At 54.2% G+C, this 13924-nt stretch carries 10 protein-coding genes; 8 read left to right on the top strand and 2 right to left on the bottom strand.

The window, feature by feature from the left end; all coding sequences use genetic code 11:
- Positions 1-114 precede the first annotated feature (114 nt).
- Genes tamA through FDW92_RS04070 form a run of 3 tightly spaced genes read left to right on the top strand, consistent with a single transcriptional unit; the run spans position 115 to position 5968 of the window.
- A complete protein-coding gene (gene tamA, locus FDW92_RS04060; RefSeq protein WP_042312760.1) occupies positions 115-1848 on the top strand; it encodes an autotransporter assembly complex protein TamA in 1734 nt (577 codons plus the stop codon).
- On the top strand, positions 1845-5621 hold the full coding sequence (tamB, locus tag FDW92_RS04065; protein ID WP_042312758.1) for an autotransporter assembly complex protein TamB: 3777 nt from the start codon (positions 1845-1847) through the stop codon (positions 5619-5621). The genes tamA and tamB overlap by 4 nt, the downstream gene beginning before the upstream one ends.
- A 2-nt stretch (positions 5622-5623) precedes the next feature.
- Entirely contained in the window at positions 5624-5968 is a 345-nt protein-coding gene (locus FDW92_RS04070) for a gamma-glutamylcyclotransferase (protein ID WP_003025723.1), read from the top strand.
- Between the two features lie 104 nt (positions 5969-6072).
- On the opposite strand, the gene ppa is transcribed toward FDW92_RS04070, so the two are convergent.
- A complete protein-coding gene (gene ppa / locus FDW92_RS04075) occupies positions 6073-6600 on the bottom strand; it encodes an inorganic diphosphatase (RefSeq protein ID WP_038636623.1) in 528 nt (175 codons plus the stop codon).
- Between the two features lie 309 nt (positions 6601-6909).
- Between ppa and ytfQ the strand changes: the two genes are divergently transcribed.
- From ytfQ to FDW92_RS04100, 5 genes are all read left to right on the top strand, one after another.
- Positions 6910-7866 carry a galactofuranose ABC transporter substrate-binding protein YtfQ gene (ytfQ, locus tag FDW92_RS04080; protein ID WP_042312755.1) on the top strand — a complete coding sequence of 319 codons (957 nt, stop codon included), beginning with the start codon at positions 6910-6912 and terminating at the stop codon, positions 7864-7866.
- Positions 7867-7969: 103 nt separating this feature from the next.
- Complete coding sequence (ytfR, locus tag FDW92_RS04085) at positions 7970-9472, top strand: galactofuranose ABC transporter, ATP-binding protein YtfR (RefSeq protein WP_042312753.1); 1503 nt, start codon at positions 7970-7972, stop codon at positions 9470-9472.
- Between the two features lie 13 nt (positions 9473-9485).
- On the top strand, positions 9486-10508 hold the full coding sequence (ytfT, locus tag FDW92_RS04090) for a galactofuranose ABC transporter, ATP-binding protein YtfT (protein WP_042312868.1): 1023 nt from the start codon (positions 9486-9488) through the stop codon (positions 10506-10508).
- Positions 10495-11496 carry a galactofuranose ABC transporter, permease protein YjfF gene (gene yjfF, locus FDW92_RS04095; RefSeq protein WP_042312751.1) on the top strand — a complete coding sequence of 334 codons (1002 nt, stop codon included), beginning with the start codon at positions 10495-10497 and terminating at the stop codon, positions 11494-11496. The genes ytfT and yjfF overlap by 14 nt, the downstream gene beginning before the upstream one ends.
- Before the next feature lie 103 nt (positions 11497-11599).
- On the top strand, positions 11600-12712 hold the full coding sequence (locus tag FDW92_RS04100) for a methyl-accepting chemotaxis protein (RefSeq protein ID WP_081953364.1): 1113 nt from the start codon (positions 11600-11602) through the stop codon (positions 12710-12712).
- A gap of 101 nt (positions 12713-12813) precedes the next feature.
- On the opposite strand, the gene fbp is transcribed toward FDW92_RS04100, so the two are convergent.
- On the bottom strand, positions 12814-13812 hold the full coding sequence (gene fbp / locus FDW92_RS04105; protein ID WP_042312748.1) for a class 1 fructose-bisphosphatase: 999 nt from the start codon (positions 13810-13812) through the stop codon (positions 12814-12816).
- Between the last annotated feature and the right edge of the window lie 112 nt (positions 13813-13924).

The raw sequence follows: 13924 nt of genomic DNA on the forward strand, positions 1-13924 counted from the left end.
AAATATTTGGGTTGTCGTCTGTTTTTCAACTCTTATTGTTGATTTTTTGTTAAGCCGAGGAACGGCATAGTATTTTTTTCCAGGGGTGGGAAAAAAGGATATTCAGGAGAAAATGTGCCACATATCCGTCAGTTATGTTGGGTGGGATTACTGTGCTTAAGTGGCTCCGCCGCCGCCGCGAATGTTCGCTTACAGGTCGAAGGATTATCAGGACCGCTGGAGAAAAACGTTCGTGCGCAGTTGTCCACGATTCAAAGTGATGAAGTCACTCCAGACCGACGCTTTCGTGCGCGCGTTGATGATGCCATCCGCGAAGGGCTAAAAGCGCTGGGCTACTTTGAGCCGACCATCGATTTTGAGCTGCGCCCGCCACCGGCAAAAGGACGCCAGGTGCTGATTGCCAAAGTAACCCCCGGCGAGCCGGTGCTGATTGGCGGCACCGAAGTGATTTTGCGCGGTGGCGCGCGTACGGATAAAGATTATCTGGATCTGCTGAAAACGCGCCCGGCAATCGGCACCGTGTTGAATCAGGGTGATTATGACAACTTCAAAAAATCCCTCACCAGCGTGGCGCTGCGCAAAGGCTATTTCGACAGTGAATTTAATAAAAGCCAGCTTGGAATAGCGCTTGAGCGCCGTCAGGCGTTCTGGGATATCGATTACAACAGCGGTGAACGCTATCGCTTTGGGCATGTCACCTTTGAAGGCTCGCAAATTCGCGATGAGTACCTGCAAAACCTGGTGCCATTTAAAGAAGGTGAAGAGTACGAGTCGAAAGATCTGGGGGAACTTAACCGTCGTCTGTCGGCGACCGGATGGTTTAATTCTGTGGTTGTCGCGCCAGAATTTGATAAAGCCCGCAAAACCAAAGTGTTGCCGCTTAAAGGCGTGGTCTCGCCGCGAACCGAAAACACCATCGAAACCGGGGTTGGTTATTCAACTGACGTCGGGCCACGGGTAAAGACCTCGTGGAAAAAGCCGTGGATGAACTCCTATGGCCACAGCCTGACCACTAGCGCCAGTATCTCTGCGCCAGAGCAGGTCCTTGATTTTAGTTATAAAATGCCGCTGTTAAAGAACCCACTGGAGCAGTATTACCTGGTGCAGGGGGGCTTTAAGCGTACTGATTTAAACGACACCGAGCAGGACTCCACGACGCTTGCGGTTTCCCGTTACTGGGACCTTTCCAGCGGCTGGCAGCGCGCGATTAACCTGCGCTGGAGCCTCGACCACTTTACGCAGGGTAACGTCACCAATACCACCATGCTGCTCTATCCGGGCGTGATGATTAGCCGGACGCGTTCGCGCGGCGGTCTGATGCCCGTCTGGGGCGATTCTCAGCGCTATTCCATTGATTATTCCAATACGGCCTGGGGTTCAGACGTTGATTTCTCTGTCTTCCAGGCGCAAAACGTCTGGATCCGTACGCTGTACGACAGGCATCGCTTTGTGATGCGCGGTAACCTCGGCTGGATTGAAACCGGGGACTTCGACAAAGTGCCACCGGATCTGCGTTTCTTCGCCGGGGGCGATCGCAGTATTCGCGGTTACAAATACAAATCTATTTCGCCCGAAGGCAGCGACGGTAAGCTGAAAGGGGCCTCGAAGCTGGCAACCGGCTCGCTGGAATACCAGTACAACGTGACCGGGAAATGGTGGGGCGCAATGTTTGTCGATAGCGGCGAAGCGGTCAGCGATATTCGCAAAAGCGATTTCAAAACCGGCGCCGGGGTCGGTGTGCGCTGGCAGTCGCCGGTCGGACCTATCAAGCTCGACTTTGCCGTCCCTGTCGGCGACAAAGATGAACATGGTTTACAGTTTTACATCGGTCTGGGGCCTGAATTATGAGTTTATGGAAGAAGATAAGCCTCGGCGTGCTAATTTTTATCCTGCTGTTGTTAGGCACGGTGGCGTTCCTTGTCGGTACTACCTCGGGCCTGCACCTGATCTTCAAGGCAGCTAATCGCTGGGTTCCGGGGCTGGAAATTGGTCAGGTCAGCGGCGGCTGGCGGGATTTATCGCTCAAAAATATTCGTTATGACCAGCCTGGCGTGGCGGTGAATGCCGGTGAAGTGCATCTGGCCGTCGGGCTGGAGTGTCTTTGGGATAGTAGCCTGTGCGTCAACGATCTGTCGCTGAAAAATATCAACGTGGCGATCGACAGCAAAAAGATGCCGCCTTCAGCACCGGTTGAGGAGGAGGATAGCGGCCCGCTTAACCTTTCCACACCTTATCCGATCACGCTTTCGCGCGTGGCGCTGAATAACATCAATATCAAAATTGACGACACCACAGTTTCAGTGCTCGATTTTACCTCCGGCCTGAACTGGCAGGAAAAAACGCTGACCCTGAAGCCAACGTCATTACAGGGCCTGCTGATTGCCCTGCCTAAAGTGGCGGAAGTGGCGCAGGAAGAGGTCGTTGAACCGAAGATTCAAAACCCGCAGCCGGATGAAAAACCGCTCGGTGAAACGCTAAAAGATCTGTTCTCAAAGCCGGTGCTACCGGAAATGACCGATGTCCATCTGCCGCTCAACCTCAATATTGAAGAGTTTCGCGGCGAGCAACTGCGCGTGACCGGGGATACGGATTTAACGGTGCATAACATGCTGCTCAAAGTGAGCAGCATTGACGGCAACATGAAGCTCGACGCGCTGGATATCGACTCTAATCAGGGTACGGTAAACGCCAGCGGTACGGCGCAGCTCACCAACACATGGCCGGTGGATATTACCCTCAACAGCACGCTGAACGTCGATCCATTAAAAGGCGAAAAGGTGAAGCTGAAGGTCGGTGGCGCGCTGCGTGAACAGCTGGAAGTCGGCGTCAATCTGTCTGGCCCGGTTGATATGGACCTGCGCGCGCAAACGCGTCTGGCAGAAGCCGGATTACCGCTCAATCTGGAAGTGGTGAGTAAGCAGGTTTACTGGCCGTTTACCGGCGACAAGCAGTTCCAGGCCGATGACATTAAGCTCAAGCTGACCGGCAAAATGACCGACTATACGTTGTCGATGCGTACCGCGGTGAAAGGGCAGGATATTCCTCCGGCTACCATCACACTGGATGCCAAAGGCAACGAACAGCAGATCAATCTCGATAAACTGAGCATTGCGGCGCTGGAAGGGAAAACCGAGCTGAAAGCGCTGGTGGACTGGCAGCAGGCGATCAGTTGGCGCGGGGAGTTAACGCTGGACGGCATCGACACTGCGAAAACAATCCCGGACTGGCCGTCAAAGCTGAATGGTCTGGTGAAAACGCGCGGGAGTCTGTACGGCGGAAGCTGGCAGATGGAGATTCCTGAGCTGAAGCTGACCGGTAACGTGAAGCAGAACAAGGTTAATGTGAATGGCTCGCTGAAGGGGAACAGCTACCTGCAGTGGACGATCCCTGGCCTGCATCTGGAACTGGGACGCAACAGTGCGGACGTGAAAGGGGAACTGGGGGTCAAAGACCTTAATCTCGACGCGACGATTGATGCCCCAAGCCTGGATAACGCGCTGCCGGGATTAGGCGGTACGGCGAAAGGGTTGGTAAAAGTTCGCGGGACGGTAGAAGCGCCACAGCTGTTGGCGGACATCACCGCTCGCGGCCTGCGCTGGCAGGAGCTTTCCGTTGCTCAGGTTCGCGTCGAAGGCGACGTGAAATCGGCGGAGCAAATCGCCGGTAATCTCAACGTTCGCGTAGAACGGATTGTACAACCTGACGTGAATATCGGCCTGGTGACGCTTAACGCCAAAGGCAGTGAGAAGCAGCATGAGCTACAGTTGCGCATTCAGGGGGAGCCGGTCTCCGGACAGCTCTCCCTGGCAGGCAGCTTTGATCGCAAAGAGCAGCGCTGGAAAGGGGAATTAAGCAATACCCGTTTCCAGACACCGGTTGGTCCGTGGGCGCTCAATCGTGCTATCGCGTTGGATTACCGCAATCAGGAGCAAAAAATCAGCATTGGGCCGCACTGCTGGAACAACCCGAATGCGGAGCTATGCGTACCGCAAACCATTGATGCCGGTGCAGAAGGACGCGCGGTGGTGAATCTCAACCGTTTCGACCTGGCGATGCTGAAACCGTTTATGCCGGATACGACTCAGGCCAGCGGGGTGTTCACCGGCAAAGCCGATGTCAGTTGGGACACGACCAAAGATGGGCTGCCGCAGGGGCAGGTCATGCTTTCCGGACGCAACGTGAAGGTCACGCAAAGCGTGAACGATGCGCCGCTGCCAGTGGCATTTGAAACGTTGAATCTGACCGCCGACCTGCACGACAACCGTGCCGAACTGGGCTGGCTGATTCGCCTGACCAATAACGGACAGTTTGACGGAAAGGTGCAGGTAACCGATCCACAAGGGCGCCGTAACCTGGGCGGCAACGTCAATATCCGCAACTTCAATCTGGCGATGGTGAACCCTATCTTCTCACGTGGTGAAAAGGCCGCGGGGACGATCAACGCCAACCTGCGTCTGGGCGGCGATGTGCAAAGCCCACAGCTGCTTGGACAATTGCAACTGAGCGGACTGGATATAGACGGTAACTTTATGCCGTTTGACATGCAGCCAAGCCAGTTAGCCGTTAACTTCACCGGAACACGCTCAACGTTGGCGGGTGTGGTGCGTACGCAGCAGGGGGAAATCAACCTGAGCGGCGACGCTGACTGGAGTCAGATCGACAACTGGCGGGCGCGCGTTGCGGCGAAAGGCAGTCGGGTGCGGATCACCGTGCCGCCGATGGTGCGTCTGGATGTCTCGCCGGATGTGGAATTTGAAGCGACACCGAGCCTGTTTACCCTGAACGGCAATGTCGATGTGCCGTGGGCGCGTATCGTGGTCCACGATCTGCCGGAAAGCGCGGTAGGGGTGTCCAGCGATATGGTGATGCTTAATAACGATCTCCAGCCTGAGAAACCGCAGACCGCCGGGATCCCGATCAACAGCAACCTGAACATCCACGTCGGTAATAACGTGCGTCTTGATGCCTTTGGTCTGAAAGCGCGGCTGACGGGCGATCTGAAGGTGGTGCAGGATAAACAGGGACTCGGGCTTAACGGACAGATTAATATCCCGAGCGGTCGCTTCCATGCCTATGGTCAGGATCTGATTGTGCGTAAGGGCGAGCTGTTATTCTCCGGTCCGCCGGATCAGCCGTTGCTCAATATTGAAGCGATTCGTAACCCGGATGCTACCGAAGATGACGTGATCGCCGGCGTTCGCGTCACGGGCACGGCTGATGAACCGAAAGCGGAGATCTTCTCCGACCCGGCGATGTCGCAGCAAATGGCGCTGTCCTACCTGCTTCGTGGGCAAGGACTGGATAGTGAACAGAGCGACAGCGCGGCGATGACTTCAATGCTTATTGGCCTGGGGGTTGCACAAAGTGGTCAGGTTGTGGGTAAAATCGGGGAGACATTTGGCGTAAGCAATCTGGCACTGGACACGCAAGGGGTGGGTGACTCATCTCAGGTCGTTGTCAGCGGATACGTACTGCCAGGTCTGCAGGTGAAATATGGTGTGGGTATATTTGACTCCTTAGCGACACTCACGCTACGTTATCGTCTGATGCCTAAGCTATATCTGGAAGCAGTGTCTGGCGTAGATCAGGCACTTGATTTGCTCTATCAGTTCGAGTTTTAGCAATGCGAATATTTGTCTACGGCAGTTTACGAACCAAACAAGGCAACAGCCACTGGATGACCAATGCCCTGTTGCTGGGAAATTTCAGTATCGACAACTACCAGTTGTACAGCCTGGGCCACTATCCAGGCGCCGTTCCGGGAAATGGAACAGTACACGGGGAAGTTTATCGTATTGATAACGCCACGCTGGCAGAGCTTGACGCTCTGCGTACCCGTGGTGGTGAATACGCACGCCAGCTAATTCAAACGCCGTACGGAAGTGCATGGATGTACGTGTACCAACGTCCGGTTGATGGCTTAACGCTGATTGAAAGCGGTAACTGGTTAGACAGAGACCAGTACTGATATGAACACGCCACCCTCGGGTGGCGTTGTTTTATGTGCCCGTTGCACTCGCATTTGGGCACAAAAAAGCCCCGACATGCGGGGCTAAGCATCATAAGTAAGAATTACTTCTTCGCGCGCTCGAAGGAAGCAACGATTTCAGCTTTAGCCGCTTCGGCGTTGTCCCAACCGTCAACTTTTACCCATTTGCCTGCTTCGAGATCCTTGTAATGCTCGAAGAAGTGGGTGATCTGCGCTTTCAGCAGTTCCGGCAGGTCGGACACATCTTTGATGTGATCGTATTCTTTGCTCAGCTTGGTGTGCGGTACCGCAACCAGTTTCGCATCTTCACCGGATTCGTCGGTCATTTTCAGAACGCCTACCGGACGGCAGCGGATCACTGAACCTGGCTCCAGCGGGTACGGAGTCGGGACCAGAACGTCAACCGGATCGCCATCCAGAGACAGGGTGTGGTTGATGTAACCGTAGTTGCACGGATAGAACATCGCGGTGGACATGAAGCGGTCAACGAACAGGGCGCCGCTCTCTTTGTCAACTTCGTATTTGATCGGATCTGCGTTGGCAGGGATCTCGATAACAACGTAGATATCTTCCGGCAGGTCTTTACCGGCAGGGACGTTGAGTAAGCTCATGTCTGTTTCCTTTAAATAAGCTATGGCAAACAAGTGGCGGGTATTATAGCCAACTCGCGCGGAATGTCTCCGCTTGTTTTCGCTTTATCTACTCCCATTTTCTTCTTTTTGCTCCTCTCTGGTGACAGAAAAATCCATATCTTCAGCCGCATTTTTCATAGTGATATGAAAGCGATTACAAACTTGTGATTAACGTTTTATTTACTTTTTTGAAGTGTGATGTAACGCAATCCGTTACATGCTCAATTGTCTATAGTTTTTTCGCGACGGTTTATTAACCAACAATAATCACCCTACGAGGACGCACTTATGTGGAAGCGCTTACTTATAGTCACAGCAGTTTCGGCAGCCATGTCGTCTATGGCAATAGCAGCCCCTTTAACCGTAGGATTTTCGCAGGTTGGCTCTGAATCCGGCTGGCGCGCCGCAGAAACCAACGTGGCGAAAAGCGAGGCCGAAAAACGCGGAATTACGCTGAAAATCGCTGACGGCCAGCAAAAGCAGGAAAACCAGATTAAAGCAGTCCGTTCATTTGTTGCCCAGGGCGTCGATGCCATCTTTATTGCGCCGGTCGTGGCAACAGGTTGGGAGCCGGTGTTAAAAGAGGCCAAAGATGCCGATATTCCGGTCTTTTTGCTTGATCGTTCCATCGATGTAAAAGACAAATCTCTCTATATGACTACCGTCACCGCCGATAACGTGCTGGAAGGCAAATTGATCGGCGACTGGCTAATTAAAGAGGTGAACGGCAAGCCGTGTAACGTCGTTGAGTTACAAGGGACCGTTGGTGCCAGCGTGGCGATCGATCGTAAGAAAGGGTTCGCTGAAGCCATCGCTAACGCGCCAAACATCAAAATTATCCGCTCTCAGTCCGGCGATTTCACCCGCAGTAAAGGGAAAGAAGTGATGGAGAGCTTTATCAAAGCGGAAAACAACGGCAAGAACATCTGCATGGTTTACGCCCACAACGATGACATGGCGATCGGCGCTATTCAGGCGATCAAAGAGGCTGGCCTGAAACCAGGCAAAGACATTCTGACGGGTTCTATTGACGGCGTACCGGATATCTACAAAGCGATGATTGATGGTGAAGCCAATGCCAGCGTCGAGCTGACGCCGAATATGGCAGGCCCGGCATTTGACGCGCTGGAGAAATTCAAAAAAGACGGCACGATGCCTGAGAAGCTGACCATTACCAAATCGATCCTCTATCTGCCGGATACCGCGAAAGAAGAGCTAGAGAAGAAGAAAAACATGGGCTACTAAGCCTTCATGAAACTGCCGAAGGCGCTGCGTTTGCCCGGCCTACATTAAGCTCTTTTGTAGGCCGGATAAGCGTAGCGCCATCCGGCGTGATGCAGGGGGAACCATGACCACCGACCACTATCAGGAAATCCTCCGCACAGAGGGCTTAAGCAAATTCTTTCCCGGCGTCAAAGCGCTGGATAACGTGGATTTCAGCCTGCGACGCGGCGAGATCATGGCATTGCTCGGCGAAAACGGGGCGGGGAAATCGACGCTGATCAAAGCGTTGACCGGTGTTTATCATGCCGATCGCGGCACGATTTGGCTCGAAGGCCAACCAGTCTCCCCCAAAAATACTGCCCATGCCCAGCAACTGGGGATTGGCACCGTGTACCAGGAAGTGAACCTGCTGCCCAATATGTCGGTAGCGGATAATTTGTTTATTGGCCGCGAACCGCGACGCTTTGGCCTGTTGCAGCGTAAACAGATGGAAAAGCGCGCGACGGAGCTGATGGCGTCGTACGGTTTTTCTCTTGATGTGCGCGAGCCTCTGAACCGCTTTTCCGTGGCAATGCAGCAGATCGTCGCCATTTGCCGGGCGATCGATCTCTCTGCGAAGGTGCTGATCCTCGATGAACCTACCGCCAGCCTCGATACCCAGGAAGTTGAAATGCTGTTCGGCCTGATGCGGCATCTGCGCGATCGCGGCGTCAGTCTGATCTTCGTCACCCATTTCCTCGATCAGGTTTATCAGGTCAGCGATCGCATCACCGTCCTGCGTAACGGTGGCTTTGTGGGCTGTCGTGAAACTCGCGAGCTGCCACAGATCGAACTGGTCAAAATGATGCTGGGTCGCGAACTGGATACCCATGCGCTACAACGTGCGGGCCGCACGTTGCTGAGCGATAAACCGGTGGCGGCGTTTAGCGGCTTTGGCAAGAAAGGCACTATCGCCCCGTTCGATCTGCAGGTGCGTCCAGGTGAGATCGTCGGTCTTGCCGGGCTGCTGGGATCCGGGCGAACGGAAACCGCGGAAGTGATCTTTGGCATTAAACCCGCCGACAGCGGCAGCGCACTGATCAAAGGTAAACCGCAGACCTTGCGATCGCCGCATCAGGCTTCGTGCCTGGGGCTCGGTTTTTGCCCGGAGGATCGCAAAACGGATGGCATAATCGCCGCCGCCTCGGTACGCGAAAACATCATTCTGGCGTTGCAGGCGCAGCGCGGCTGGTTGCGCCCAATTCCCCGTAAAGAACAAAACGAGATTGCCGAGCGCTTTATTCGCCAGCTTGGTATTCGCACCCCTAACGCTGAACAGCCGATCGAATTTCTCTCCGGCGGCAATCAGCAAAAAGTCTTGTTGTCGCGCTGGTTACTGACCAAACCGCAGTTTCTGATCCTCGATGAACCCACGCGCGGGATCGATGTCGGCGCGCATGCCGAGATCATCCGCCTGATCGAAACGTTGTGCGCCGATGGTTTGGCCCTGCTGGTTATCTCATCGGAACTGGAAGAACTGGTGGGCTATGCCGATCGGGTCATTATTATGCGCGATCGCAAACAGGTGGCCGAGATCCCACTGGCTGAATTGTCCGTCCCGGCGATCATGAACGCCATTGCGGCCTAAGGAGACTATGGTGATGCCTCAATCTCTCCCTCAATCCAATCCGCCTAAACGACGGTTTCATTGGCCCAAGGGGATGCCACAGCTGGTAGCCTTGTTGCTGGTACTGCTGGTGGACAGTCTGGTTGCGCCGCACTTCTATCAGGTGATTTTGCAGGATGGTCGGCTGTTCGGTAGCCCGATTGATATTCTCAACCGCGCTGCACCCGTGGCGCTGTTGGCGATTGGTATGACGCTGGTGATTGCCACTGGTGGCATTGATCTTTCCGTTGGCGCCGTGATGGCCATTGCCGGGGCGACGACCGCTGCGATGACGGTGGCCGGGCACAGCCTGCCGGTGGTGCTGCTTGCCGCCTTAGGCTCTGGCATTCTGGCGGGATTGTGGAACGGAATTCTGGTGGCCATCCTCAAGATCCAACCGTTCGTCGCCACGCTGATCCTGATGGTCGCCGGGCGCGGAGTGGCGCAGTTGATCACCTCCGGGCAGATCGTCACCTTCAACTCACCTGAGCTTTCCTGGCTTGGCAGCGGCTCGCTGTTACTGTTCCCCACGCCGGTGATTATTGCGCTACTGACGCTGGTGGTGTTCTGGCTGCTGACACGTAAAACGGCGCTGGGCATGTTTATTGAAGCGGTGGGTATCAACATTCGTGCGGCGAAAAACGCCGGGGTCAACACCCGCATTATTGTGATGCTCACCTATGTACTGAGCGGCCTGTGTGCCGCTATCGCCGGGATCATTGTCACGGCGGATATTCGCGGCGCGGATGCGAATAACGCCGGATTATGGCTGGAGCTGGACGCTATTCTGGCGGTGGTCATTGGCGGCGGCTCGTTGATGGGCGGGCGTTTTAACCTGCTGCTGTCGGTGATCGGCGCGTTAATTATTCAGGGAATGAACACCGGGATTTTACTGTCGGGCTTCCAGCCGGAACTGAATCAGGTGGTCAAAGCCGTCGTGGTGTTGTGTGTGCTGGTTGTGCAGTCACAACGCTTTATCAGCCTGATAAAAGGAGTGCGTGGTCATGATAAAACGTAATTTACCGCTGATGATCACCCTCGGCGTGTTTGCGCTGGGCTACCTCTACTGCTTGACGCAATTTCCGGCTTTTGCTTCCACCCGGGTGATTTGCAATATCCTGACCGATAACGCTTTTTTAGGAATTATTGCCGTCGGCATGACCTTCGTGATCCTCTCTGGCGGGATCGACCTTTCCGTTGGCTCGGTAATCGCCTTTACCGGCGTATTTCTGGCCAAGGCGATTGGCTACTGGGGGATTTCTCCGTTACTGGCGTTCCCGCTGATTTTGCTGATGGGCTGCGCGTTTGGCGCGTTTATGGGATTGCTGATTGATGCGCTGAAGATCCCGGCGTTTATCATTACCCTGGCGGGAATGTTCTTTTTGCGCGGCGTTAGCTATCTGGTTTCTGAAGAGTCGATCCCAATTAACCATCCGGTTTATGACATGCTCTCCAGCCTGGCATGGAAAATCCCCGGCGGCGGCCGTCTGAGCGCGATGGGATTGCTGATGCTGGCAGTGGTGGTGATTGGCATCTTTCTGGCGCATCGTACGCGGTTCGGTAATCAGGTTTATGCGATTGGCGGCAACGCCACCTCTGCTAACCTGATGGGGATCTCCACCCGCAGCACCACCATCCGTATTTATATGTTGTCTACCGGTTTGGCTACGCTGGCTGGCATTGTCTTTTCAATTTACACCCAGGCCGGTTATGCGTTGGCGGGCGTCGGTGTCGAGCTGGATGCGATTGCCTCAGTCGTGATTGGCGGTACGCTGTTGAGCGGCGGAGTGGGTACGGTTTTAGGCGCCTTGTTTGGCGTGGCTATTCAGGGGCTGATCCAGACCTATATTAATTTTGACGGCACATTAAGTTCCTGGTGGACCAAGATCGCGATTGGTATTTTATTGTTTATTTTTATTGCCTTACAACGCGGTCTCACGGTGCTTTGGGAAAATCGTCAAAGCTCGCCGGTCACCCGCGTAAGCACGGCGACAACACCAAAGTAACATCATGATTTTTCACAAGACATTTAAATAGCTAAACTTTTTCCGGTTGTAGTCGATAGGTTCTGTACAGGTCTGTTTTAACCCTACAACCGGAAATATAACAATGCCAAAATCCCTTTCAATTCGATCAAGTTTGTTGGTGTTATTGTCTCTGCTGGCGTTTCTTCTTTTGCTGACCGGCGGAATGGGGCTATACGCCTCTACCCGCATTATTACTTCATTGATTTATCACGGTATTATGAGTGCAGCGATGCTGGCGGCCATCGCATTGTTGGCGGTTATTTGGTTTATGCTGCGAAATAAGTTTCTCAAACCGCTGGATAACATTGTTGAACAGCTGGAACGTCTGGCGACGGGAGATTTATCGTCGGTTGCTGCGCTGTCGGCCAGCGCCGAATTCAACCGCCTGAACGCAGCGATGGATGACATGCGTCATGCGCTGGGCGACTCGGTGCAACGCGTGCGTGATGCCAGCTCGCAAATTGATATTGGCAGTCGTGAACTGACGGCCGGGAACCAGCATCTGGCGCAGCGCACTGAATCGACAGCCACGTCGCTGGAACAGACCGCCGCCAGCATGGAAGAGTTAACGGCGACTGTGAAACAGAATGCGGACAACGCCGAACAGGCGCACCAGTTGGCAAAATCGGTATCGGATACCGCCGATCGCGGCAGCGAGATGGTGTGCTATGTGATCGAGAAAATGCGCGATATTGCCGGCAGTTCCAGCCGCATTGCCGACATTCTTAGCGTGATTGACGGCATCGCATTTCAGACCAATATTCTGGCGCTCAATGCCTCCGTTGAAGCGGCGCGGGCCGGTGAGCAAGGACGGGGTTTTGCGGTTGTTGCAGGTGAAGTACGTAATCTGGCCAGCCGCAGCGCCGAAGCGGCAAAAGAGATCCGCGCGTTAATCAGCGATTCGCACACCCACGTCGGTGAAGGCAGCGAGCTGGCGCAGCAGGCGGGTGAAACCATGGATGAAATTGCCACTGAAGTGATGCGCATGACTAAGCTGATGCGTGAAATTGCCAGCGCGTCCCAGGAACAGAGTCGCGGCATAGAGCAGGTGAATATCGCGGTGATGCAGATGGATGAAACGGCGCAGCAAAATGCGGCACTGGTACAGCAGTCTTCAGCGGCTACCCGCTCGTTGGAAGAGCAGTCACATGCGCTGCTGGAGGCGATGGCGGCGTTTAAGCTACAGACAGTGTAACCGAACGTAGGCCTGATAAGGCGAAGCCGCCATCAGTCAATGAATTGCCGGATGGCAACGCTGCGCGTTTTATCCGGCCTACGTCCGTACGATCAAGACAATTACGCGTCCGGGAACTCGCGGATAAAGCGTTCTACATCTTCAACCATATGGTCATTGCCCACGAAGAAGGAGCGGCGCTGGTGCAGGCTTTCCGGAATGATATCCAGAATACGCTCTTTACCATCGCTGGCTTTGCCGCCCGCCTGCTCAGCCAGGAAGGCCATCGGGTTGCATTCGTACAGCAGACGCAGTTTCCCTTGCGGGTGGCTGGCGGTGCTTGGGTACAAGTAGATTCCGCCCTTCAGCAGATTGCGATGGAAATCCGCAACCAGAGAGCCAATGTAGCGCGAGGTGTACGGGCGCTGGGTTGACTTATCTTCTTCCTGACAGAATTTAATGTACTTCTTCACGCCATTCGGGAATTTGATGTAGTTGCCTTCGTTAATGGAGTACGTGCTGCCTTTCGCCGGGAAGCGCATACGTTCCTGGCTGAGGCAGAATACGCCCAGAGAAGGATCGTAGGTAAAGGCGTGTACGCCACAGCCGGTGGTATATACCAGCATGGTGGAAGAACCATAAACAACGTAGCCCGCAGCAACCTGCTTGTTGCCCGGCTGCAGGAAATCCTCTTCCGTAACCGGTGTGCCGACAGGGGTTACGCGGCGATAAATAGAGAAAATCGTACCGACAGAGACGTTAACATCGATGTTGGATGAGCCATCCAGCGGATCCATCAGCACAACATATTTTGCGTGTTCACAGCCTTCGAAGACGACGATTTCATCTTCTTCTTCCGAGGCAATGCCCGCCACAATGTCGCGCGCCTTCAGTGCAGCTTTCAGTTTTTCGTTCGCGAACAGATCGAGTTTTTGCTGAACCTCTCCCTGCACGTTCTCAGCACCGCTGGCACCCAGGATATCGACCAGACCGGCCTTGTTGATATCGCGGTGGATGATCTTGGCGCCCAGCTTTATTGCCGACAACAAAGCAGTGAGTTCACCGGTAGCATGAGAAAACTCGTGCTGCTTTTCGACAATAAATTCACCTAACGTTTTCATAACACTTTCCCTGCAATTTATGTGGAGTAAAGCGACCGCAACAATATTAACAAATATTTCCATTGTTGCGCTTAGGTGAATCGCGCCAGCAAACTACGGAATATCCTGAAAT

Source organism: Citrobacter sp. wls706 (assembly GCF_005281305.1).
GTDB classification, from domain to species: domain Bacteria; phylum Pseudomonadota; class Gammaproteobacteria; order Enterobacterales; family Enterobacteriaceae; genus Citrobacter; species Citrobacter werkmanii.

Bases quoted from the DNA above. Each gene is read 5' to 3' on its own strand.
- tamB (WP_042312758.1), top strand. From the start codon at position 1,845: ATGAGTTTATGGAAGAAGATAAGCCTCGGCGTGCTAATTTTTATCCTG.
- FDW92_RS04070 (WP_003025723.1), top strand. From the start codon at position 5,624: ATGCGAATATTTGTCTACGGCAGTTTACGAACCAAACAAGGCAACAGC.
- ppa (WP_038636623.1), bottom strand. From the start codon at position 6,600: ATGAGCTTACTCAACGTCCCTGCCGGTAAAGACCTGCCGGAAGATATC.
- ytfQ (WP_042312755.1), top strand. From the start codon at position 6,910: ATGTGGAAGCGCTTACTTATAGTCACAGCAGTTTCGGCAGCCATGTCG.
- ytfR (WP_042312753.1), top strand. From the start codon at position 7,970: ATGACCACCGACCACTATCAGGAAATCCTCCGCACAGAGGGCTTAAGC.
- ytfT (WP_042312868.1), top strand. From the start codon at position 9,486: ATGCCTCAATCTCTCCCTCAATCCAATCCGCCTAAACGACGGTTTCAT.
- yjfF (WP_042312751.1), top strand. From the start codon at position 10,495: ATGATAAAACGTAATTTACCGCTGATGATCACCCTCGGCGTGTTTGCG.
- FDW92_RS04100 (WP_081953364.1), top strand. From the start codon at position 11,600: ATGCCAAAATCCCTTTCAATTCGATCAAGTTTGTTGGTGTTATTGTCT.
- fbp (WP_042312748.1), bottom strand. From the start codon at position 13,812: ATGAAAACGTTAGGTGAATTTATTGTCGAAAAGCAGCACGAGTTTTCT.